Consider the following 24,072-nt stretch of genomic DNA (forward strand, 5'->3'; position numbering starts at 1 on the left):
TTTCCTGCGCCACTCAAACCTACCAATGCATTTATGGTATTGGGTTTTATAACCATGGAAACATCAAACAGTGCTTCTGTTCCATTCGGATACGCAAAATCAACATTTTTTATTTCAAATTTTCCAATGATTTTTTCTGGAATGTATTTGCCACTAAATTCTGTTTCATCAGCATCCATAATATCAAAAAATGCCTCAGAATATATAAGCGCATCATTTACTTCGTCATAAATTCTATGCAATTGGCGTATAGGGGCCGATACATTGTTGAACAATAAAATGTGAAACATAATGGCACCAATACTCATGGTTCCATTGAGTACAAAATACGCCGTTAATACGATTATTACGACTACTCCAATTTGTTCGGTAAAGGTTTTAACGCTATCAAATAAAAAGCTCAATTGACGTGTTTTCATTTGGTTTTCAGTCATATCCAATTGAATAGCTTCATGCTTTTCACTTTCTAAGGGCTCTCTGGTAAACGATTTAATAACCATTATGGAATTTATTAAATCGATGATACCATTATTTCTTGTTTCGCGATAACGACGCATTTTACGCCGAAATCCTTTTAACTTTTTAGCTTGTAAACTGCTGATATAAAAAAAGATGGGAATAATACCTAGACTAACCAACCCAACATAAACGTTAGCTTGAAACATGAAAAATAGGGCAATAATTGCCGTGGTAAATAAAGGTAGAATATCAATAAAGAAATTTTTCACCAATTGTGTGAGACTCGATACACCTAAATCAATTCGCGTTTGCAATTTTCCACTTTCATTTTCTGCAGAGCTATAGAAAGCCATTTTGTAGGTTAGTATTTTATCAACTACCTGTTGCGCAAAATCGCGCGAAATATAAATTTTCATCTTTTCACCATAGAACTTTTGCCCGAATTGTACGATGGCATAAATAAGCTCTTTGGATAAAAGTATAATGCTAATGGTCATTAAAAGCGTAAACCCTTCTTGCAAAGTTTTTTGCTCCTCTTTCATCACCGTTAGCTCGTCTACCGCATACCTTAATATCAATGCATTTACCTGTGCAAGAAAAGCACCGATCAGCGTTAATATTAAAGTTGCTACAACTAAATGTTTATATGGTTTTATGTAGCTAATTAATTTTTTAAAAAGCTGTAACGGACTTATGTTCGATGTTTTTTGTGGCATAGAAGAATACTTGCGGTCCTTTTTTTAATTGTGTTATATCGAAGATACGACTAACACAAAAAATATCCATTCGAAACGGTCACAGGCGCTATTCCTATAGTATCCCGTTGAAAAATATTGCTGGTGAGCCAAATACAATTTAAAAAAAAGTATCACGGATTATTCCCACGGGCACCAACCATCGTCATACTTTAAATAGGCTCTTCTTCCGAATTCAATAGCGGGCTTGCCTCTTTCAAATGCACCCAAATCGGGACCTTCCCCTGTATAATTATCATTGAAGCCGTTAATACGTGCACCACCATCAATAAGCGGACTTTTTAACTGAATTACAGGATCAGTAATCATAACTTCTTTATCCCCAAATTGATGTGGATATCTTCCCCATTTAATACTATTTACAGTAGTCTTTGGATAAAATTCCAATTTGTAATTCGGAATAAACAATGCTGTATTGGAAGGCGTGGTATAAAAATTAATTCCGTTTTCTTCTTTAGCAACACCTTTATTTCTGCCCGAAAAATAATCGTAATCGTAATCGCTATCGCTAACCGTTTCTTTATTCGATGCCAATCGCCCAGGAACATCAAAAATATTATTTCGCGATATAATATTCGAAACCGAGTGCCCCGTAAAAGCATCTCTTACACCTTGGGGTTGCACAATGGAATTGTGAAAAACATATCTTCGGCCACCTGCGTAGGGGTCACGTTCTCCAGTTTTTATAAAAACGCCACCGTTTGAGTTTTCATGACCAATACGACTTTCGCCAACAACATTTCTGTACATATAAATAGGGCCGTGGGTTGTAGAAGCGGTAGCAATTGCAGCGAAAAATAAATGTATGTAATTGTTATATATCCGTACATTCATATTGGAACCTTCTACCTCAATAGCATCATCCCAAACATTCCGTATTAAATTTCCATAGATATCCGAATCGCGATGCATATTTCCAATATTCGAATAGTTACTTCCGCCACCAATAGCATCGTTAAAACCATGATCTTCGGTAGATACAATATCATTGTAGCGAATAACATTGCCGCCCTCGCTTTGTTCTACAGTAATGCCTTGTGGCCCGGCTGGATGGCCCGTTTCCCAATCGTTGGACCCACCACGCGGATGATTAATAAGATTTCTTTGTATGGTAAGATTCCAAGTGCCATCTTCAGCAAATATGCCACTGTCATAATTGCCTATGGTATTTCCGTATGAAATGGCACCGCCCATACGTCCCCAAAAAGTTATGTGACAATTTTCAATGACAATATTATGTCGCTTTTCTTTAATTCGGATACCATGAATTTTTGTGTTTCTAATTTCTACGCCACGAACGATAACATAATCAGCATTAATTTCTATAGCATGATCAAAAGAGTTCCGTGCATCAATAGTCGAATTTTTACCTTGTGGTACAGTCACTAAATGATAGGCCTCTGGCGTTCCCGATTCTGTAATTACCACCGCTTTAGAACTTTCTCCTGCGGGTAGGGTCGTGATTTTGCCAATGGGGAAACTATCGCTTCGCGTCGTGACTTTTAATTTTGTGGAGCTTGCCGACGTACTCAATTTTACTTCGTAGGTAGTGTCAGGCAGTAAGTCAATAATACTTCCTCGGTATTGTTTGCTACGCACATCGAAAACGAGGTCGAGGCCTTTTTGCCAGGTTTTACTTTTTGCTATTTTATATGTAACACTGCAAGTACCGGCTAGTTGGGTGGTCCAATACAAGCCCACATTTTCATAAGTGGCTACGGCATGGGGATTGTTTTTTGCTTGCCATGGATTTTGTGCAATAGCAGTCGTTGCTATTAGGAGTATGCATAAGAAACTCCAAGATTGTTTTACGTGATGACTCATATGCTGTTTCGAGATGGTTTTAAAACTTATGAAATTACATATTATAAGAACATTGCACTACCCAGATTTCTAAAACTAACAGATAGCATTTAGATTGCTGCTTTTTGGCACAAAAGCAGCAGTGCTATTATTGAAAAGAAATTAGTTTTTTGGCCAAATGGTTTCGAACCATTCGCATACCACCAACATACCTTCAGAAGGTTTTGTTTCGGCTTCTTCCAAGGTACTGGCAAAAAATTCCCAATGTGCTTTTTTCCATTTCTCCAAGGGTTCCTCGGTAGTACCCATATCTAAAGTAGCATAAGCTGGTGTAATTTGATTAAAAGGAATGGTATCTACTTTTGTAATCTCGATGATCGCTTTTGCTGTGCCGTTAAAATCTGTAATAATATGTTGGGTGCCTACTTGTGGTAAGTCTGCTTGGGCTTCTTTATACCAGGCATACAAACCCGAACCGGCTTGTTTCTTTTTGCTTAAGGTAAGTGCTGCCAAGCGGTTGGCATCTTTTTCGTTGTTGTGAAAAAACCAAGCTTCGGGCCTGTCGTTATTTTTAAACTCAGGGTTTTCGAAAATAAAACTGTCCCATAAAGTAACTACCGATTCATCAATACCGGTTTCATTTTTGGTTTCGCTTTTGCAGCCAAATAACAGAAGCAATAGCAGGAGGGAAAGGTATTTCATTAGGACTTGTTTTTTGTTGCGTATGAAGGTACGGATAAGTCAAACAAGTCAAGCCAAGCTACAAGGTTAGAAAAGCAATAAGTTTTAGATGCGAACCTTGTTCAATTTTCTCATATATTATAATTTTCTGTTTGCTTTGGTTCTTTCCAATCATTTTTTAAATAGAGCATGGCTTCAATCAACGCTTGTTTGGATGGCTTTGGGTTAAAATCTAATTCGTTTCTTGATTTCGTAATATCATAATCTTGTTTTAGGCCATAAAACATGTCTATATAATGCCGTTGTAATTGCGGTTCTTTGCCAGTTAATTTACTTGCGAATTCCATTAAGCCAGCTACCGAATACAATAAACATTTAGGTGCCTTTTTTGGTGTTTTTAATTTCAATTCAGGGAATTCTTTGGCTGCTATTTTTACGCTTTCTTGCATGGACGTGTGTTGTTCGTTGGCTAAAATGTAACGTTTACCATTCCTTCCGTGCAACATAGCATTGTATGAACCCAAGGCTACATCTTTTACATCAATCCAATTCAGCGTTATGTTGGTGTCCACAGGAATTTCACCGTTGATGATTTGATATACTAAATTGTTAGAATAACTTAATTTGTGTGCTTCTTTACCAACCATTGCAGATGGTAATACTAGAACAGTTCTAATGCCATACTTTTTCCCTAATTCCAATGCCAGTTTGTCCGAATCGTTTTTGGAATTGTAATACCAATTTCTTCGGTCTTTATTATAGCCATTGGCAACATTAGCAGGAAGCTTAGTGAAATCTAAGGCTGCTACAGAACTTACAAAAACAATGTTTTTAATGCCACATTCCTTAGCAATATCAAATACATTCTGCGTTCCTTGTACATTATTATCGTAGATTTCTACTTGTGGATTCTTTGCCCACATGCTAAAGTTGGCGCCAACGGCATATAAGTTGGTGACGTTTTTAAATGCTTTTTTAAGCGATGTCGAATCCGTAATATCGGCATGAACAACCTCACAATCCAAACCTTCAAAGGCTTGTTGATTTTTTATATTTCGTACGGCAGCTTTTACCTTATGGTTTTTAGAAAGTAAAACCCGTACTAAATTGTTTCCTAAATGTCCGTTGGCCCCTGTTACTAATGAAATTTCATTGCTCATTGTTTGTTTTTGAGCAAATTTCAAGCGTTTTTAGGGTACTAAAAATAACATTTGTTAGAAAGTGATTTGCTTTCGAATGCGACTTAAAGATTGCGGCTCCATTCCTAAAAAGGATGCGATATTTTCAATAGAAACGTTTAGGGCCAAATTTGGATTTTCTTTCACGAATTTTAAATAACGTTCTTTTGCCGTAAGGGTTTGAAAATCCCGAACCCTTTCCATTTTACATTGTAAATGCTCATTGGTAATGGTTTCTATGAGCGTATTCCAGGTAGGTGAATAATTTCTTAAAAGCTCTAAATCTGGCTTGGAAATTTTTAGCAGTTTACTGGGAGTAAGGGTTTCAAAATAATCTGGCGAAGGCGCATCGTTTATAAAACTTTCTAAGGAAGTGAAAAAATTATGTTGATCTACAAGATGTTCTATAATTAATTTTCCATTACTATTTTGGTACCCCCGTACAATACCGCTGCTTAAAAAGTAAATGTAACGCTCTGTTTTTCCAGCTTCTAACAGCGTGGTTTGTGCCTCCATTTCTTCACAAATAAAATACCGTTCTATCAAATTTAATTCTTCTTGCGTAATTGCAATTCTGGATTTTATGTAGGTGACTAGGTTGTTCATAGGTTTAAGCGACTAATTCTCTTTTATAGATATGTTAGGCATAGTGCTTTCACACTTTCAATGTTTTGTTATCAGTATTGTAGTCTTCACCTACGCAATATTCTGAGTCATTTAGTTCATCTGAAACCATAGAAGTCGTGAAAATAATTTGGTGTGATTTCTCTTTTTCTAAATAATCATTAGATATACTTGTGATTAGTTCTTGAAAATTTTGAGTTCTTTCTTTTTCCATTCCTTTATCCTCCATATTGTCACAGATAATAAAACGAGGATATCTCATAAAATCAAATTCCAAACTGGCGAAAAAGATTGAGAAAATTACTGCATTTTTAAAATATGTTTTAGAACTGGCAGAAAAATTATTATTCCCGTCTAATGTGAACGAATCTCTTAGAAAATCGATTTCTACAATTTTACCTGTTCTGAATTCGTCCTGTCTTGGCAAATCTTTTCTTAGTATGGAAATTGTAATTTCTCTTATTTTATTCATTACCAAAGAATACTTGTATTTTTGGTCATTTTCTTTTTCAGATATTGATAGTTTTAATTCTTTGGTCTCATTTGTTAAATCTGAAATTTCTGATTTAAGTTGTTCAATCAATTCAACAATTTGTAAATGCTTAGTTAGGTTTTCAACCTCACTTTCAATAAACCCTTTTGAAACTAATAAATTATCAATCCTTTCATCACGAGTTGATTGTGGATTGTTAATAGATGAATCTAATTCTTTTTGGGAATTTCTAAGCCTTTCTATTAATAGAGGTAATTGACCTTGAAATTCCGCATATTTCTTTTCCTTTAGTACAAGAAGTTTTGAGGATTCTTTTACTTGTATTTGCATTTCTTGCAAAAGCCTCTTTGCATTAGCTTTTTCAGCTTCTACTTCTAAAGGTTGTTTGCATAATTTACAATGATTATCCTCTACGTCAGTACTCAATTTTTCTAAACATTGAGGACAATGAGTTAAAGTTAAATCTCCAACAGTTTTTCTAGTTAGAATCGAATTGTATAATTCTGTAATTCTTTTTTCCAGCGTAGAAATAAATTGCCTAGAATCAGCTATTTCTAAATCGTATTGATTAATTTTTGTAGTGATTTGGTTTACTTCATTCTTATAGTTGGTTAATTCCGTTTTAATCTTTTCTGTGTTGGTTTCCGTTCTTTTTGTGGTTTTGACCTTTTCAGCATCCCTAAGTGAATGTATTTCTGAACTAATTTTATCAATATTATCAGTTGCTTGCTTAATATCTTTTTCTATAGTATTTCTATTAGCAGATACGCCAGAATGATTTATTACATTAACAAGATTTTTATATTCTCTTTCTTTTAATTCTAGATTTTTAGATTTATCTCTTAGTTTAATTCTGTCAGAATATAGAGAATCATCATAAATCCCTAAGAGTATTTCTGAAATTGTTTTTCTAGTTAATGGTGGGTCGAAGTTTTCAAATCTAAAAAGACTTTGTGGATGAGTCTCTTGGTCGATATATGAAAGTCTAAGGATTTGATGCATTGTAATATTACTATCCAAATCTCCTTTAACTTCAGGGAAATCTAAAGCATTAAATAAAATATTTGAAAAGCTTAAAATATTATCATTGCTTTTGTACGGAAATATTTTCCAATTTAGACCATCGTTTTTCGCTTTCTCATAATTTCCCCAATAAATTTGTAAAGGTGTAAGTACTGAATCACTAATATCTCGTCTCAGAGTAAAATCTGCACCATTAATTAAGATATCAGCTGTTACATCTTTGCATTTTCTTGCCTCTGATGTCCAATTATTAAAAGCACCACCAAGAATGTAAAATATGAAATTTGCAATTGTAGATTTTCCAGAACTATTTTTACCTCGAATGATGTCAACACCAAAATGAAATGATTCGTCATACGCAATACTATTATTATAGTCTCTAATAATAATTTGCTTTATAGCAATTTGGGGTTTATTTTCTATCATATCTAAATTCTAAAAGACCTGTCCTTTCTTTTAATCCTCGAAGAGCCAAAAAATTGAAGCCTTTAACTAGTTTTATTATGTTCTTTTTTTCAGTATTTAATTCACTTAGTTTTTCTTGTAATTCAGTAGGTAATTGTTTTTCAGTTCTTTTAATAATATTTTTTGAGAACAACGAGTTATCAATTAATCCATAAGATGCTAAATATCTTAGTGCAGATAATTGATAGGGTTTCATTCTTTCTGCAATTCTTTTGGGACCTATTAAATCTTCGTAAGGATTATCAGGCTTGTTTTTAAATATTCTTTTCAGCTCTATTAAGTCTCTTGGAAACGTAATTTGTCTAGCTTCGTTAGGGAATGTTAAATAAAAATCCCAAATTCTTAGTTTATCAAGCTCTATCTCTGATCCTTCCATCATGGACAAAAGTTGTAACATTCTAAATGCACAATTATAAATATCGAAAGCTGGATGATATACTAACATATATTTAATTCCATTTTATATGACAGTTTCCAGTTAGAAAAAATATCATTCCCATAATATCATCCTCATTGTACCTAAATAAATTTATTCCTAAATCTTCTTGAACAGGCTTAATAATTCTTTCAGAAATTAGAAGGTTTATTTTTTCATCTGAATCATTTTGACAAATTAGTGTATAAATTTCTCGCATAAAGCTACTTCGTACTTTTGCAAGTAAGTAAACGTTGATGTCTTGTGCAATTAATGAATACTGTGATGTCTTCATAAGTTTACGATGAAATCTATCTTTTACATCGAGAGCATAAGCAAGCAATTTTTCACGACCACCATCTTCAAGTTTTTTTTCTAAACCAATCACTTCATTATCAATAACTGAATTTAAGTAATCCAATTCTTCACAAAGTTCTTTAAACTCGGGATTTGAAGATTTTTCTTCTTCATATCTTCTGTAAAGATCTTGTAAATAAGTTGATCGGGAATGATAATTATTAACAAATGAGATGCTTTTATCTTCGTAATCACGTCCGGCAAAATTTCCGCCTACACTCGAATCTTCAACCCTTACATTATTGTTGTCAGCCATATTTACTTCTTATCCCTACCAACAAAATTGCCGCCAACATTTCCTTTAAGACTAACGTTGCTGTTATTGTCTCCTTTAATCTGTTGTTTAAGCTTGAACACCTTAGCTACAGCAAATAGGCTGATAAAAAATCCAAGAATCCCACAAATATTTGCAATTATTGAAATAGTTTCATTCATATTCTATGTTTTTATTAATTAGTTGCATTTTATTAGAAATAAGCCAACTTAATTATGTGCACCTCCTATTTTCAATATTCATTTTCCAACATGACTGATTTTGCGTGTATTTTAAATTAATCTAAAATCACCCATACAAGCGATGAATTCGTAAACCTTCAATTTAAAATTTTATGGGGGAGGTGTTTTCTGTTCTAAGTTCTGTAATTGCTTTCATTTAAGGTTACAGATTTCCTTAATTGGGTTTCATTTTTCTTGAGGTTTTAGTTGGTTCTTTTGGTCGTCAAATTTGTTTTCTAAAGTTAAACTAAAAAGAAATATTTTGTAAGACAAATCTTTGGTTGTTTACAGATTTTTTTGGTCGATAGTCGGTTTTTAGTTAGCAAAGAACAGTTAGCAATTATCAATTAACAATGAACAAATAACAGTTGTCAATTAATAGTAAAAGGTAAATAGTAAAAAAGTTTAAGTAATATGCTGAGAGTGGAATGCGAAAAGTGAAAAGGGAAAATGACGGATGACCGGTGACGAAAGCGTGAAGTTGAAAGTGATTATTTTGCTAAACGCTGAATGAGAAAAATTGAGAATCGAGATTTATAACGGGTATATAATGTGTTATTAATCAAAAAAAGTGCTCGAATTTGATGATTATTCGAATTTTCTAAAAAGTAAAAATCCGTTCATTTTGACAAAAATTGACATTTCTTGCAAAAAAAATTTACGTACCATTTTTGTATAAACTTAGGCATGTAGGGATTTTCGATTTACGAGATAATTTTATACTTCTATTTTACACATTTGTGCAATCAAATTCTGAATACATTTTGAATTATAACTTTTGTGGTTAGTTTACTGTTATATCTAGTTGCGAATTTTTTTATGCATTTTTTTTCTACCTAATTTTTAAAGAATTCTGAGAATTTAATTTCCTAATGTAAAATCCTTTTTCTTTGTAAATTATTGTATTTCAATTTGTTACAAGCTTAAATTATTTTGACATTTATTTTATTTCTGATTGAAAGTGAAACTGAATTTTAATTTTTTGTTAGGAGTCACTTTTTAAAATTTCAGAATTCCATTGTACTACAACTCGATTTTTATCCACAACAATACAAAACAGATTCTCCAATTTTTTTACTTCTTTTTCAACTTCTTTTTAGCGGGGAAATTTGCCTCATTTTTTAGGCTAATGAACTAAGAACTACGTGGTTCGAAAAATGTGCAAAATCGATGAATTACACTAAATGGCAATATAAAACGTTATCTATGAAATCTTTAGGTGATCGTAACCGATTTGGTATCTGAGAATTTAAAGTAAACCAATTAAATATTTTAAATTTAAAAAGTACAAAATGTCAAAAACGACTAAGACTGCCAAAAAGGCTCCTGCTAAAAAAGCTGCTCCTAAAAAAAGAGTTGTAGCTAAAAAAGCAGCACCAAAAAAAGTAGCCAAGAAAGCAGCTCCAAAAAAAGCGACTGCTAAGAAAGCTACCGCTAAAAAAGTAACTGCTAAAAAAGTAGTTCGTAAAGCAGCTCCTAAAAAGGCAGCGGCTAAAAAAGTAACTGCTAAGAAAGCTGCTCCAAAAAGAGCAACTGCAAAAAAGACTACTGCTAAGAAAGTAGTTAAAAAAGCAGCTCCAAAGAAAAGAGTTGTAGCTAAGAAAACTACAGCTAAAAAAGTAACTGCTAAGAAAGCTGCTCCAAAAAGAGCAACTGCAAAAAAGACTACCGCTAAAAAAGTAGTTAAAAAAGCAGCTCCAAAGAAAAGAGTAGTAGCTAAAAAGACTACTGCTAAAAAAGTAGTTAAAAAAGCAGCTCCAAAGAAAAGAGTAGTAGCTAAGAAAACTACTGCTAAGAAAGTAACTGCTAAAAAAGCAGCTCCAAAAAGAGCAACTGCTAAAAAGACTACTGCTAAGAAGGTAGTTCGTAAAGCAGCTCCTAAGAAAAGAGTTGTAGCTAAGAAAACTACCGCTAAGAAAGTAGTTCGTAAAGCAGCTCCTAAAAAGGCAGCAGCTAAGAAAACTACAGCTAAGAAGGTAGTTCGTAAAGCGGCTCCTAAAAAGGTAGTAGCTAAAAAGACTACTGCTAAGAAAACTACTGGAAGAAAATCAACCAAAGTAATGGTTGTTCGTAAAACTGGTGGTAGAAGAGCAAGAGCTTAATACAATAACTTCGTTCGCGAAGACCAAAAATAAAACCGCCTTGATAATACTATCAAGGCGGTTTTTCTATTTATGCGTGTTTTCCGAAATCGGATTACATCATACCTGGCATACCACCACCGTGAGCGTGACCGCCTGGAGCTGCAGGAGCTTCTTCTTTAATATCAATTAAAGCACATTCTGTAGTTAAGATCATACCAGCAACAGAAGCAGCATTTTCTAAAGCTACACGTGTTACTTTAGTTGGATCAATGATACCCGCTTTAAGCATGTCTACATACTTATCAGCTTTTGCATCGTAACCAAAATCACCTTTTCCTTCTTGTACTTTTGCGGCAACAACAGAACCTTCACCACCAGCATTTGCTACGATAGTACGTAAAGGAGCTTCGATTGCACGAGCAACAATTTGGATTCCAGTTTCTTCGTCTGCATTATCTGTAGCGATTTTTGAAAGTACTTTTTTAGCACGGATCAAAGCAACACCACCACCAGCAACAATACCTTCTTCAACAGCTGCACGCGTTGAGTGTAATGCATCATCAACTCTATCTTTCTTCTCTTTCATTTCAACTTCTGAAGCAGCACCTACATAAAGTACAGCTACACCGCCAGCCAATTTAGCTAAACGCTCTTGAAGTTTTTCACGATCGTAATCAGAAGTAGTCGTCTCAATCTGAGATTTAATCTGGTTTACACGAGCTTTAATGTCTTTCTTTACACCTTCACCGTTTACGATAGTTGTATTGTCTTTATCAACAGTTACACTACCTGCTGTACCTAACATATCTAAAGAAGCGTTTTCTAAAGAGAAACCTCTTTCTTCTGAAATTACAGTACCACCAGTTAAGATTGCGATGTCTTCTAACATTGCTTTTCTTCTGTCACCAAATCCTGGTGCTTTTACAGCAGCAATTTTTAATCCACCTCTTAATTTGTTTACTACTAAAGTAGCTAGTGCTTGACCATCTACATCTTCAGCAATAATTAATAAAGAACGACCGTTTTGAGCTACTGGCTCAAGAATTGGAAGTATCTCTTGTAAGTTCGAAATTTTCTTGTCGAACAATAAGATGTATGGATTCTCTAATTCAGTAATCATTTTGTCCGTATCCGTTACGAAGTACGGAGAAAGATAACCACGATCGAATTGCATACCTTCAACAACATCTACATAGGTATCTGTTCCTTTTGCTTCTTCAACAGTAATTACACCTTCTTGACCAACTTTACCAAAAGCAACAGCGATTAAATCACCAATTGTTTCGTCGTTGTTTGCAGAGATTGAAGCTACTTGCTTAATTTTTTCTGAAGAATCACCTACTTTTTTAGATTGCTTTGCTAAATCACCAACAATAGATTCAACAGCTTTGTCGATTCCTCTTTTTAAATCCATTGGATTTGCACCGGCTGCAACGTTTTTCAATCCTTCTCTTACGATAGATTGTGCTAAAACTGTTGCGGTAGTTGTACCATCACCAGCAAGATCATTGGTTTTAGAAGCAACTTCTTTTACCATTTGCGCACCCATATCTTCGATAGGATCTGCTAACTCAATCTCTTTTGCTACAGATACACCATCTTTAGTTACTGAAGGTGCTCCGAATGATTTACTAATGATAACATTTCTACCCTTTGGGCCTAATGTTACTTTTACTGCATTTGCTAAAGCATCAACGCCTCTCTTGAGTCCGTCACGTGCTTCAATATCAAATTTAATATCCTTTGCCATAATAAAAAATGTTCTTTGTTAAGTTGTTAAACGATTGCTAGAATGTCACTTTCGCGCATCATTAGATAATCCGTTCCTTCTAGTTTAAGCTCGGTACCTGAGAATTTTCCGTAAAGTACAGTGTCGCCCACTTTTACTGTTACTTCGTAATCTTTTGTACCAGGACCAACTGCAACAACTTTTCCTTTTTGAGGTTTTTCTTTTGCAGTATCAGGAATGATGATACCAGATGCTGTTTTAGTTTCAGCTGCCATTGGCTGAACAAGTACTCTGTCAGCAAGTGGCTTAATGTTAACTTTGGCCATATTTTCTAGTTTTTAATAAATTTTTAGGTTCTGGCTATAATAGGCAGAAATTGTGCCAGTGCTTAAAAACTGACATATTGTAAATCAAAAATGCCAGCTTGTCATTAAGCTGGCATTTTCTTGTCATGTATATTGTAAACGGAAGTTCTTAAAGGCTTAGTGGCACTTTATGAAGTCCGATTTTTATAAGCTGTCAGTTGGATCTACACCTTCTGTAGCTGGTGCAGTTACTGGCGCAGATTCTGGAATTGACTCTGGAATAGATTCCGGTATTGTTGTTTCAATATCGTCACCATCTAATAATTTAGAATCTGTTGTTCCGAAATCGCCTTTTAATGCAACATTAGAAGCAAGAATTAATACAATAACTAATATTGCTAATGTCCACGTACTTTTATCTAAAAAGTCGCCTGTTTTCTTTACACCGCCTACTACTTGGCTGCCGCCACCACCAAAAGATGATGATAAGCCGCCTCCCTTAGGATTTTGTACCATAATGACCAAAACCAATAGGAAACATACGATGATGATAAGAATCAAAAATATATTAAAAGTACCCATTCTAACTACTTATTTTCTTGTTGCAATTTCTTTACTGCCCGAATTCGGTCTGCAAAGAAACCACTTTTTTCCGGATATTTCAAACTTAATATTTTGTAGGCCTGTATGGCGTTCTTGTACTTTTTTTGCTCCAAATACACACGCGCTAAAGTCTCTGTCATTAGTTCGTTTTTATCGATTTGAACAGAGTCTTGAATATTTACCGTCTTTACATTATCAGTAGGGGTAATTTTTGGCTTGTCTTCTAAGAATTTATCGATTAAATGCGATTGCTTAGTTTTTGGTAATTCTTCTGCTATCGGGAACTCAATAGCTTCAATTTCAGTAGATTCCACTGCGTTTGGTGCGGTTTTAGTTGTGTCGATAGCTTTTAACGTAGTTACCTGTAGCCACTCAGAAAACGAATGCCGTTCTTTTTTTGTGAACTTTAAAGGTTCGCCTATTTGTAATTTTTTCTCTGCTTCTTTTTTCGATTCGAAGATTTTGGGGTCTAAAATGTCATCTGCATCTTTTAGATTGCGCGGTAATGGCGCATCTTCCGACGGTTCAATAATATTTTCAACTTCTTTTTTCTCTGGAATAATTTCTTCTTCAATAACATCAGTTTCTACCAAGGGGGTAGTTCTTCCAGATATTGTATCGGCAATACTATTCTGAATAAAATCTTTTGAAGTGATAAAATCGAATAAAATATCGCGATCGGCAGTATGGGCCGCAGTTACCTTTAAAGCGTCGTTGTATTTGTAACTGTTATTGTTTTTTAATCCCTTTAAATGAAGGGCATGAGCTGCCTGGAAATACGGATAGGTTGAAAGTACTTCATCCAATTCTTTGGTCGATTCGGGTGAAATCGCCTTCCCTGGATGTTGTAGTAGATATGAAAAATCTTGTACGTTCATGTATTGAAAGTAACTAGTAATTGGTACAAAATAAATAGTTTTTACTAAAAGTCAAAAGTCAATTGTTCTATTAAAAATTTTAGCTTCAACAACCATCAACTAATCGCTACCAATCAGCTAGCGAGGCATTATAAATATCTTGTGTTATACGTTCAAAAATAACTTCATGTGCTTCGGCCTGTATTGACGGTAAATTTGATGTTGCTGGAAAATCATAGAAAAACGAAAAACGTTGGTCAAAATCAGCATCCTCTTTTGTTCTATTGTAGAACCTAACTTTTACTGCCATTGAAAGTCGTTGCTGTGCAGCGGTCTGATCAGCAGTTGCCGTCATCGGTGACACACGATATTCCATTATTTCACCTTCGTAGCGTAAATCGGAATCCGCAGAATTGGTTAAATCTAAACTACTCTGATTTAATATACGATCTTGTAATGCCAAGGTAAAATCTCTTGCAAGGGTTGGCTCAAATGTAGAACCCGGATTCTGAGTTGCAAAATTCTGAAAATTTGGAATTTGAAAAGTTTCGGCCGTACCAATGTTACCACCCGTAAAATTGTAAATACCACACCCACTTAATATTGAAGTGGAAATAAGTAGTATCAGTATACCGAAAGCTCGTTGTAAATTCACAATATTTATTTTCAAATTATATTTTTCTAACACCTTATAAATCGTACTGCTTAATTTTTCTGTACAGTGTACGTTCTGAAATTCCTAATTCGGCTGCTGCTGCCTTTCGCTTTCCTCGATTGCGTTCCAGCGATTTTTTAATCAGTTCAATTTCTTTGTCCTGTAAAGATAAGGTTTCCTCTTCTTCAATTTCTTCGGCGAAATGATAGCGGTCGTCTTGCGGTTGGTGTTGAATAAACGCTTGCTCCTCCACAGGTTGTGGTAATTGCAGAACTTCTAATGAAGATTGGTCTTCTTCGACATCTTCAATATCCTTTTCGTTGGTACCGTAAATTTTATTAATTAGCGATTCGTTTTCTTCTTGTACTTTTTCGGTATCGTTATTTTTTAATAAAGAAAGGGTGAGTTTTTTTAAATCGTTTAAGTCACCTTTCATATCAAAAAGCACTTTGTATAGAATTTCGCGTTCGTTACTAAAGTCGCTTTCTTTTTTATCTTGTCCGATAACAGCAGGTAAATTTGTGCTGCTGGAACTTGGTAAATAACTATTAAGCGTAATTACAGAAATACTTCTGCCTTCTTCTAGAACAGAAATCTGTTCCGCAATATTTCGCAATTGACGGATGTTACCAGGCCATCTATATTTTAATAATAATTGAACAGCTTCGTCTTCTAATCGTATGGTTGGCATTTTATATTTTTTGCCAAAATCAGATGCAAATTTGCGAAACAATAAATGTATGTCGTCCTTTCTATCGCGTAACGGTGGAATTCCTATTTCTACAGTGCTTAACCTGTAATATAAATCTTCACGAAATTTTTCCTTTTTTATCGCATCGAACATATTCACATTGGTAGCAGCAACAATACGTACGTCTGTTTTCTGTACTTGAGAGGATCCTACTTTTAAAAATTCTCCGTTTTCTAAAACACGTAACAATCGCACTTGTGTTGTTAGCGGTAATTCGCCAACTTCATCTAAAAAAATAGTACCACCATCAGCAACCTCAAAATAACCACTACGGGTTTGCGTAGCTCCTGTAAATGCTCCTTTTTCATGACCAAAAAGTTCACTGTCGATAGTGCCTTCCGGTATAGCGCCACAGTTTACTGCAATATATTTTGCATGTTTGCGATGCGAGAGCGAATGAATAATTTTTGGAATAGATTCTTTACCAACACCACTTTCACCTGTTACTAAAACAGATATGTCTGTAGGTGCTACCTGAATCGCTTTTTGTAGCGCACGATTTAGTTTTTCATCGTTACCGATGATTTCAAATCGTTGTTTTATAGCTTGTACGTTATCCATTAATTAGTTTCTATTTTGGAGATTCTCATCGTAATTAATTACTGATAGAATCGCTAGCATTATTAATTGTTATGGCTTAATCCTACTGCTTTGCCTATTAATGTAGCCGAGGTGCATTCTTCCATTTTCACATTTACAAAATCTCCTATTTTGTAATTTTCTTTAGGAAAAACCGCCACCGTATTGTGCTCGTTTCTACCCATCCAGTGGTTCTCATTCTTTTTTGAAGTTCCTTCAATAAGTATTTCTTGAGTTTTACCTAAATGCTCAGTAGTGCGTAGTTTACAATGTTCGCGCTGAACCGCAATTACTTCTGCTAATCTTCTTTTTTTAACAGCTAAGGGTACATCATCTTCTAATTTTCTAGCAGCTGCTGTACCTGGCCTTTCAGAATAGGCATACATATATCCGAAATCATATTTTACATATTCCATTAGGGATAAGGTATCTTGATGGTCTTCTTCCGTTTCGGTCGGGAAACCAGTTATCATGTCCTGAGAAATAGAACAATTCGGAATTATCTTTCGAATGTTATCTATCAATTCAAAATACTCCTCGCGTGTGTGCAATCGATTCATTTCTTTTAAAACACGGTTGCTTCCACTTTGTACCGGTAAATGAATGTAATTACAGATATTCTCATATTTTGCCATCATATGAATAACATCCAAGGTCATATCCTGCGGATTAGAAGTTGAAAAGCGTATGCGCATTTTAGGTTGTGCAAGTGCCGACATTTCTAACAGTTTAGAAAAATCAACAGCTGTAGCTTTTTGCATGTCTGACGCATTGATAAAATCTTTTTTCAATCCACCGCCATACCACAAATAGCTATCTACATTCTGACCTAAAAGTGTAATTTCTTTGTAACCTCTTTCGGCTAAATCGTTTATTTCTTCTAAAATTGATTGCGGGTCTCTACTGCGTTCGCGGCCTCTAGTAAATGGTACTACACAAAAAGTACACATGTTATCGCATCCTCTAGTAATGGAAACAAAAGCATTTACGCCATTGGTGTTTAAACGAACAGGAGCAACATCGCCATAAGTTTCTTCTTTCGAAAGAATCACATTAACCGCATCGCGACCTTCATCAATTTCTTGTATTAAATTAGGTAGGTCTTTATAGGCATCGGGGCCTACTACCATATCTACTATTTTTTCCTCTTCAAGAAATTTACTTTTCAAACGCTCGGCCATGCAACCTAAAACGCCCACTTTCATATGGGGTCTCGATTTTTTGATAGCATTGAATTTCTCAAGACGCTTGCGTACCGTTAATTCCGCTTTTTCACGGATAGAACAGGTGTTTACCAAAACTAAATCGGCATCTTCTAAGGTGTCGGTAGTATTAAATCCTTCTTTCGATAATATGGATGCAACAATTTCACTATCAGAAAAATTCATAGCACAGCCATAGCTTTCTATGTATAGCTTACGACCATTAGCATTTTTGTTTTCTATTGCCAAGGTTGTTCCTTGCACCGATTCGTCTATAATTTTCTCCATCTATTAAAATATGCGTACCCGAAAATAGGGTCTGCAAAGATAGTACTATATTCAAAAACGTGACAATATGACAGTGTTTTTTAGCACTATTTTAAGGATGCTGTCGTTTCTAGACTATTAATAGGTACATACACTAAAAACAACCTTATGAATTTTGAAACTGTCTTACATAAAATTGACGAGCATATTGATCTTGATTTCGGCACTATTTTCTCTAGGTCTTTCGACTTGTTTAAATTGGTATGGGTACAAGGTTTTGTAACCTTATTACTTACAATTGTTTGTATGCTGCCCTTTTATTTGATAATGTATGCTCCTTTAATTGCAATGGGAATTGCTGACCCTGAAGCTATGCAATCTGGAGCAATGCCACCCGTAGCTATGCTGGTCATGTTTATTGTAATGCCCATATTTATGGTGATTTTTATGATGATAGGTCTTGGGTTAAATGCTGCTTTTCTTCGAATTTGTAAGCATAAAGACTTAAATGCAATGGTTAAGGATGATTATTTTTATTTCTTGAAAGGGAAAAACCTAGGAAAATTGTTTGTGCTTTCATTGCTCGTATTCGGATTATCATTATTAGGAATGCTCGCTTGTGGAGTAGGACTAATTTATATGATGGTGCCTATTTCATTAGTACCCGCCTTTTTTGCTTTTAATGAAGAACTTACCCCAATGGAAATGGTAAAGGCGAGTTTTAAACTTGGAAATAAAAACTGGATTGTAATTTTTGGTTTAATTTTCGTTATGGGTTTTATTGCTCAATTGGGCATGTTTTTATGTTTTATAGGTGTGCTGTTTACCGCTATGCTATCGAAAGTTCCCGTATATTTTATGTATAAAGACGGCGTAGGTTTTCCTATTGAAGAATAGCTTCTTAACGTTTTGTTCATCGATCAATAACGCAACCTTTTGCAGGGCTAGCCATCTAAATAGCACAACCCTACAAAAAACAAAAGTTATGAAAAAAGCGTATTTCTTGCTCCTATTTACCATTGGTTTAGCATTTGTATCATGTAATAATGATGACGATTCGAGCTCCGGTGAGGATGTTGAATATATAGTCGCTACACCCGTGATGATGAGTCAGGAAGGTTTTAGAAATAGCGTAACCATTTTACCTCCAAAAGTTATTGATGAATCTGGTAAAATTTATGCTTACAAAAACTACATTTTTGTTAATGATAAATATCAAGGTGTTCATGTGATTGATAATTCTGACCCTACAAACCCAAAGAAAATAAATTTTATAAAAATTGCCGGGAATGTAGATATCTCTATAAAAGATGATTATTTGTATGCCGATAGTATTATGGATTTAATTGTGCTCGATATTTCGGATATCAACGCAATTACAGAGGTAAGAAGACTAGAAAATGTATTGCAACAATATTTGGCATGGCCCGTAGAAGCCGATATTTTTGAATGGGATGGCACTGCTGGCAATAACGATATTCAAGTTGGTTGGGTTACTGAATCGGTTTTTATGACAGAAGAAGAATATGCAGATAAGTATTTGTATCGAGATGGAGATTTGGCATTGGAAACCGCGAGTGCTTCTGATTCTGGTGGTACGGGGCAAGGTGGTTCGTTAGCTCGTTTTAAAATTGTAGACGATTTTCTTTATGCAGTAGATAGCCATTACATCAATATTTTTGAAATATCGGATTTAGAACACCCTTTAGATTTGGAAGATGTATATGCCGGATTTGATATCGAGACAATTTTTCATCGCGATCAACATTTATTTTTAGGGAGTATGCGCGGCATGTATATATATGATATTTCATCGCCAGATAAACCTGTATTCGTTTCAGAATTTGAACATGGTACAGCTTGTGATCCTGTAGTAGTCGATGGCGATTATGCCTATGTTACCCTTAGAGGTGGAAATAATTGTGGTGCTACCGAAAGCGGATTATTTATTATTGATATTTCAAATATTAGCAACCCTCAATTAAAAACTTCATATGCGATGGATAGTCCGTATGGCCTTGGAATAAAAGACGAAAAACTTTTTGTGTGTGATGGAGAATCTGGGTTAAAAGTTTATGATAAAACAGATGTTGAGGACCTAGTTTCGCTTAATCATTTTACAGATATTAATACGTTTGATGTTATTCCTTTAGACGAAAATCTATTAATGGTAGGTGATCAAGTGTTGTACCAATACAAATATTTAGATGACAATATTGAGTTGATCAGTACGTTAGATTTGAAATAGGTCACCAAAAAAGATGTTGAAACACTCCTATTTTAGGGGTGTTTTTTTTGTTTATATATTAAGGTAGGACATCATATAAATTTTTTGATATACATTTGTCCCCTCAAATTTAATTACATGGCTAAGAATTTAGTAATCGTAGAGTCACCTGCAAAGGCAAAGACTATAGAGAAGTTTCTAGGGAAAGATTTTAAGGTAGAGTCTAGTTTTGGGCATATCGCAGATCTTCCTTCCAAAGAACTCGGGGTAGATGTTGATAACAATTTTGAACCCAAATATATAGTTGACACCGATAAGAAGGCATTAGTCAAAAAACTAAAGGATTTAGCGAAGAAAGCAGAAACGATATGGCTCGCGAGTGATGAAGACCGGGAGGGAGAGGCAATATCTTGGCACTTAAGTGAAACTTTAGGTTTGGATAAAGACAAAACGAAAAGAATCGTTTTTAATTCAATTACTAAATCAGCCATTCAAAAGGCAATTGAGAATCCAAGAGATATCAATTATAATCTTGTTAATGCACAACAAGCTAGAAGGGTATTGGATCGTTTGGTAGGTTACCAACTTTCGCCAGTACTTTGGAAAAAAATAAAACCAGGTCTTTCTGCTGGCCGTGTGCAATCGGTAGCAGTTCGTTTAATTGTAGAACGCGAAAGAGATATTGAAGGGTTTACACCAGAGGCATCTTTTAAAATTGCTGCTGAGTTTAAAACAGAAAGTGGTAGCGTTTTTCAAGCGAAATTGAATAAGACTTTTAATTCGAAAGAAGAAGCGCAAGCATTTTTAGATAAAAACTTAGGAGCAAATTTCTCTGTTGGTAATCTAGATAAAAAACCAGCTAAGAAATCACCTTCGGCACCTTTTACAACGTCGACATTACAACAAGAAGCATCTCGTAAATTATATTTTTCGGTGGGTAGAACCATGCAGGTTGCGCAACGTTTGTACGAAGCGGGACTTATAACCTATATGAGAACCGATAGTGTAAATTTATCTACGGAAGCAGTTAATGCAGCTAAAGATGCCATTATAGAAAATTACGGTGAGTCGTATAGTACGGTTCGTAATTTTAAGGGAAAATCTAAAGGAGCGCAAGAAGCGCATGAGGCTGTTAGACCTACTGATATGAAAAATCAGTCGCCTTCTTTAGAACGTGATCAGGCAAAATTATATGAATTGATATGGAAACGTACCATTGCATCACAAATGAGTGATGCGCAATTGGAACGTACCAATGTGAAAATAAAAGCGAGCACCCATTCTGATGATTTCTCAGCAAACGGTGAGGTGATTAAATTTGATGGTTTCCTAAAAGTTTATATGGAAGGCTTGGATGATGAAGATCAAGCAGAAGAGCAAGAAGGAATGTTGCCAGCAATGAAAGTTGGTGATGCTTTAAGCAACAATTACATTACAGCTACCGAACGTTTTACAAGGCCTCCATATCGTTATACAGAAGCTTCTTTAGTAAAAAAATTAGAAGAATTAGGTATTGGTAGACCATCTACATATGCCCCAACAATTTCTACAATTCAAAATAGAAAGTATGTTGAAAAGGGTACTGTTGAAGGAGTGGAACGTAATTATGCACAATTGCTTTTAGAAAATAATGCAATTGCTGAAAAGAAATTGACTGAAACTATTGGTTCTGAAAAAGGTAAATTGGTGCCAACAGATATAGGAATGATAGTAAATGACTTTTTAGTGAGTCATTTCGCAAATATTCTAGATTATAATTTTACGGCAAGTGTAGAAGAGAATTTTGATGAGATTGCAGAAGGCTCGGATGATTGGCAAAAAGTAATTAAAGATTTCTATAACGATTTTCATCCGAATGTGCTCGATGTTGAAGAAAATGCAGATCGCGCAAGTGGGGAAAGAGTTTTGGGTAAAGATCCGAAAACGGGTCGCCAAGTTTCTGTTCGTTTAGGGCGCTTTGGACCAATGGTGCAAATTGGAACTGCTGATGAAGAAGAAAAGCCACAATTTGCTAGTCTTTTACCAGAGCACTCTTTGGCTACTATTTCTTTTGATGAAGCCATGGAGCTTTTTAAATTACCTAGAACTTTAGGTGAATATAAAGGAGAAGAAGTATTAGCGAATGTAGGTCGTTTTGGACCTTATGTTAAGTTTGGTGCTAAATTTGTTTCTTTAGCAAAAGGAGAAAGTGCTTTTGATGTTGATTTAGATAGAGCTATTGAACTTATTGTTGAAAAGGAAAAAGCAGATGCACCTATTTATAATTATGAAAACAAAGATGTAACCAAAGGTACGGGTCGTTTTGGACCGTTTATTAAGTGGGATGGCATGTTTATTAACGTAAATAAAAAATACGATTTCGATAATTTAACTGAAGCTGATTTAATTGAGCTTATTGAAGTTAAAAAACAGAAAGAGATTGATAAAGTTGTGCAGAATTGGGAAGAAGATGGTATTCGTATTGAAAAAGCACGATGGGGTCGTCACAATATTATTAAAGGTAAGATAAAAGTAGAAATCGCAAAATCTGTTGATGCTACTAAAATTACACTAGAAGCTGCCAAAGAGCTTATTGAAAAAAAGACACCTAAAAAGAAAACTAGAGCGAAAGCTAAACCAAAAGCAAAAGCGAAAGCAAAGAAGTAGTCTTTTAAAACAAATATACTAGAGTCCTAAAAATTTAATTTTTAGGACTCTTTTACTTTTTATAAGTCGCTGATTAATATTCTTTAGAGAATTATCAATTTGCTATTGCTCCGTACAGGTTATCCGAATAACTTTGCAAACGAACACTAAATATTACACTAAATGGCTTACGATTTTTTAGTTCCAGTTGCTGATAAAGTTTTGGCGCACTGCGAATTATTACCAGAACAATCTATAGGAAAGAACATTAATGCACATACTGCAAAAAATGGATTGCCTGTTTTGGCAAATGTTTCTATGGCAATTATTGGTGTTAGAGAATCGAGAAATGCTTTTGAAAAGAAGACTGAAAAATTAGATACAACAGCTATTCGAATACAGTTTTACAAATTACTTATGGGTAATTGGAACTCTTCTTTGGTAGATATGGGCGACATTGAGGAAGGAGAAAGTGTAGAGGATACCTATTTTGTAGTTAAAGAAATTGTAGCTGGCTTGCTCGAAGAAAAAGTAATACCTATTATAATAGGAGCTACTCAAGATATTACTTATCCTGCTTATAGAGCTTTCGACGGTATTAGAAGTATGATAAATTTGGTGTCGATAGATAGTCGATTTGACTTTGGAATTGACGATGAGTTAATTTCATCACATTCTTATATGAGTAAAATCATTACAGATAAGCCAAATAACCTATTCAATTTTTCGAATTTGGCCTACCAAAGTTACTTTAATGCACAAGAAGAAATGGACCTTATGGAGCGTCTATTTTTCGATTCGTGTAGACTTGGAGAATTAGCTTCAGATTTAAGTTTAGCAGAACCGACCTTGCGCGATGCGAATATGGTGAGTTTGGATACACGTGCTATTCGTGCAGCAGAAATGGGGATGTCTGATAACTTTTCACCAAACGGATTAACAGGTAGAGAGGTTTGTGCCTTGGCGAGATATGCTGGCATAAGTGACCGGGTTGACGCATTTGGCGTGTATGAAATGGATAATAATATGCAATCTAGTCAACTAGTAGCGCAAATTATTTGGTATTTTATTGAAGGCTATAACTTTAGAGTAAAAGAATCACCATACTTAAATAAGGAAGATTTTACCAAATATAATGTACCAACAGAAACAGAGCATCTGGTGTATTATAAAAGTAATCTCACAGATAGGTGGTGGGTAGAGCTTCCATCAATTTATGCTTCACATACTAAAGCAAATATGATGTCGTTATTACCCTGCACAGAAAAGGACTATTTAGACGCTTGTGATCAGAATATACCTGAACGCTGGTTTAAGGCCTACAAGAAAGGGTATAATTGATCAAGTTTTTTTTAAAGTTACATAGTACTTGACACAATAATTTACTCAAAATGTAGTTTTAGTGAGTAGAAAAATAATGTGTTTACAGTTTATAACCAT

General features: G+C 34.8%; 21 protein-coding genes. 5 read left to right on the top strand and 16 right to left on the bottom strand.

All coding sequences use genetic code 11. The annotated features are described in order from the left end of the window. From ABJF52_RS04775 to ABJF52_RS04815, 9 genes are all read right to left on the bottom strand, one after another. A partial coding sequence (locus ABJF52_RS04775; protein WP_348147278.1) for an ABC transporter ATP-binding protein occupies nt 1-1,154 on the bottom strand: 1,154 nt, incomplete at its 3' end. 180 nt (nt 1,155-1,334) lie between these two features. Next, nucleotides 1,335-3,038 (bottom strand): right-handed parallel beta-helix repeat-containing protein, encoded by a 1,704-nt coding sequence (locus ABJF52_RS04780; protein WP_348147051.1) that lies wholly within the window; start codon nt 3,036-3,038, stop codon nt 1,335-1,337. Nucleotides 3,039-3,179: 141 nt separating this feature from the next. Then, on the bottom strand, nt 3,180-3,719 hold the full coding sequence (locus ABJF52_RS04785; protein ID WP_348147054.1) for an ASCH domain-containing protein: 540 nt from the start codon (nt 3,717-3,719) through the stop codon (nt 3,180-3,182). A gap of 110 nt (nt 3,720-3,829) precedes the next feature. Beyond that, the gene (locus ABJF52_RS04790; RefSeq protein WP_348147056.1) at nt 3,830-4,858 is read right to left on the bottom strand and encodes an NAD-dependent epimerase/dehydratase family protein; all 1,029 of its coding nucleotides are present in this window, start codon (nt 4,856-4,858) and stop codon (nt 3,830-3,832) included. A 54-nt stretch (nt 4,859-4,912) separates the two neighbouring features. Beyond that, the gene (locus tag ABJF52_RS04795) at nt 4,913-5,482 is read right to left on the bottom strand and encodes a Crp/Fnr family transcriptional regulator (RefSeq protein WP_348147059.1); all 570 of its coding nucleotides are present in this window, start codon (nt 5,480-5,482) and stop codon (nt 4,913-4,915) included. Between the two features lie 49 nt (nt 5,483-5,531). Then, the gene (locus tag ABJF52_RS04800; RefSeq protein WP_348147062.1) at nt 5,532-7,442 is read right to left on the bottom strand and encodes a hypothetical protein; all 1,911 of its coding nucleotides are present in this window, start codon (nt 7,440-7,442) and stop codon (nt 5,532-5,534) included. Then, complete coding sequence (locus ABJF52_RS04805; RefSeq protein WP_348147065.1) at nt 7,429-7,926, bottom strand: ABC-three component system middle component 5; 498 nt, start codon at nt 7,924-7,926, stop codon at nt 7,429-7,431. The genes ABJF52_RS04800 and ABJF52_RS04805 overlap by 14 nt, the downstream gene beginning before the upstream one ends. 4 nt (nt 7,927-7,930) lie before the next feature. Further along, the gene (locus ABJF52_RS04810) at nt 7,931-8,509 is read right to left on the bottom strand and encodes an ABC-three component system protein (RefSeq protein ID WP_348147067.1); all 579 of its coding nucleotides are present in this window, start codon (nt 8,507-8,509) and stop codon (nt 7,931-7,933) included. A 2-nt stretch (nt 8,510-8,511) separates the two neighbouring features. After that, nucleotides 8,512-8,688: a hypothetical protein gene (locus ABJF52_RS04815; protein WP_348147069.1), complete on the bottom strand. Its 177-nt coding sequence runs from the start codon at nt 8,686-8,688 to the stop codon at nt 8,512-8,514. A gap of 1,352 nt (nt 8,689-10,040) precedes the next feature. On the opposite strand from ABJF52_RS04815, the gene ABJF52_RS04820 reads away from it, so the two are divergent. After that, on the top strand, nt 10,041-10,850 hold the full coding sequence (locus ABJF52_RS04820) for a histone H1-like repetitive region-containing protein (protein ID WP_348147072.1): 810 nt from the start codon (nt 10,041-10,043) through the stop codon (nt 10,848-10,850). A 94-nt stretch (nt 10,851-10,944) separates the two neighbouring features. On the opposite strand, the gene groL is transcribed toward ABJF52_RS04820, so the two are convergent. From groL to miaB, 7 genes are all read right to left on the bottom strand, one after another. Beyond that, a complete protein-coding gene (gene groL, locus ABJF52_RS04825; protein ID WP_348147075.1) occupies nt 10,945-12,582 on the bottom strand; it encodes a chaperonin GroEL in 1,638 nt (545 codons plus the stop codon). 26 nt (nt 12,583-12,608) lie between these two features. After that, on the bottom strand, nt 12,609-12,887 hold the full coding sequence (locus tag ABJF52_RS04830; RefSeq protein WP_348147078.1) for a co-chaperone GroES: 279 nt from the start codon (nt 12,885-12,887) through the stop codon (nt 12,609-12,611). Between the two features lie 183 nt (nt 12,888-13,070). After that, on the bottom strand, nt 13,071-13,448 hold the full coding sequence (gene secG / locus ABJF52_RS04835) for a preprotein translocase subunit SecG (RefSeq protein WP_348147081.1): 378 nt from the start codon (nt 13,446-13,448) through the stop codon (nt 13,071-13,073). A 5-nt stretch (nt 13,449-13,453) separates the two neighbouring features. Beyond that, nucleotides 13,454-14,347 carry a hypothetical protein gene (locus tag ABJF52_RS04840; protein WP_348147084.1) on the bottom strand — a complete coding sequence of 298 codons (894 nt, stop codon included), beginning with the start codon at nt 14,345-14,347 and terminating at the stop codon, nt 13,454-13,456. Between the two features lie 106 nt (nt 14,348-14,453). Then, the gene (locus tag ABJF52_RS04845; protein WP_348147087.1) at nt 14,454-14,981 is read right to left on the bottom strand and encodes an LptE family protein; all 528 of its coding nucleotides are present in this window, start codon (nt 14,979-14,981) and stop codon (nt 14,454-14,456) included. Between the two features lie 34 nt (nt 14,982-15,015). Then, complete coding sequence (locus ABJF52_RS04850) at nt 15,016-16,293, bottom strand: sigma 54-interacting transcriptional regulator (protein ID WP_348147090.1); 1,278 nt, start codon at nt 16,291-16,293, stop codon at nt 15,016-15,018. Between the two features lie 62 nt (nt 16,294-16,355). Then, entirely contained in the window at nt 16,356-17,801 is a 1,446-nt protein-coding gene (gene miaB / locus ABJF52_RS04855) for a tRNA (N6-isopentenyl adenosine(37)-C2)-methylthiotransferase MiaB (protein ID WP_348147093.1), read from the bottom strand. A 147-nt stretch (nt 17,802-17,948) separates the two neighbouring features. Between miaB and ABJF52_RS04860 the strand changes: the two genes are divergently transcribed. From ABJF52_RS04860 to ABJF52_RS04875, 4 genes are all read left to right on the top strand, one after another. After that, nucleotides 17,949-18,677, top strand: a complete 729-nt coding sequence (locus ABJF52_RS04860) for a hypothetical protein (protein WP_348147096.1) — start codon at nt 17,949-17,951, stop codon at nt 18,675-18,677. A gap of 88 nt (nt 18,678-18,765) precedes the next feature. Next, nucleotides 18,766-20,028 carry a hypothetical protein gene (locus ABJF52_RS04865; protein ID WP_348147099.1) on the top strand — a complete coding sequence of 421 codons (1,263 nt, stop codon included), beginning with the start codon at nt 18,766-18,768 and terminating at the stop codon, nt 20,026-20,028. Nucleotides 20,029-20,145: 117 nt separating this feature from the next. Further along, nucleotides 20,146-22,653: a type I DNA topoisomerase gene (gene topA / locus ABJF52_RS04870; protein WP_348147102.1), complete on the top strand. Its 2,508-nt coding sequence runs from the start codon at nt 20,146-20,148 to the stop codon at nt 22,651-22,653. 162 nt (nt 22,654-22,815) lie between these two features. Next, nucleotides 22,816-23,973, top strand: a complete 1,158-nt coding sequence (locus ABJF52_RS04875) for a formimidoylglutamase (protein WP_348147105.1) — start codon at nt 22,816-22,818, stop codon at nt 23,971-23,973. The last annotated feature ends 99 nt before the right edge of the window (nt 23,974-24,072 follow it).

The sequence above is a fragment of the Aurantibacter sp. genome, from assembly GCF_039941195.1.
Classification (GTDB): domain Bacteria; phylum Bacteroidota; class Bacteroidia; order Flavobacteriales; family Flavobacteriaceae; genus Aurantibacter_A.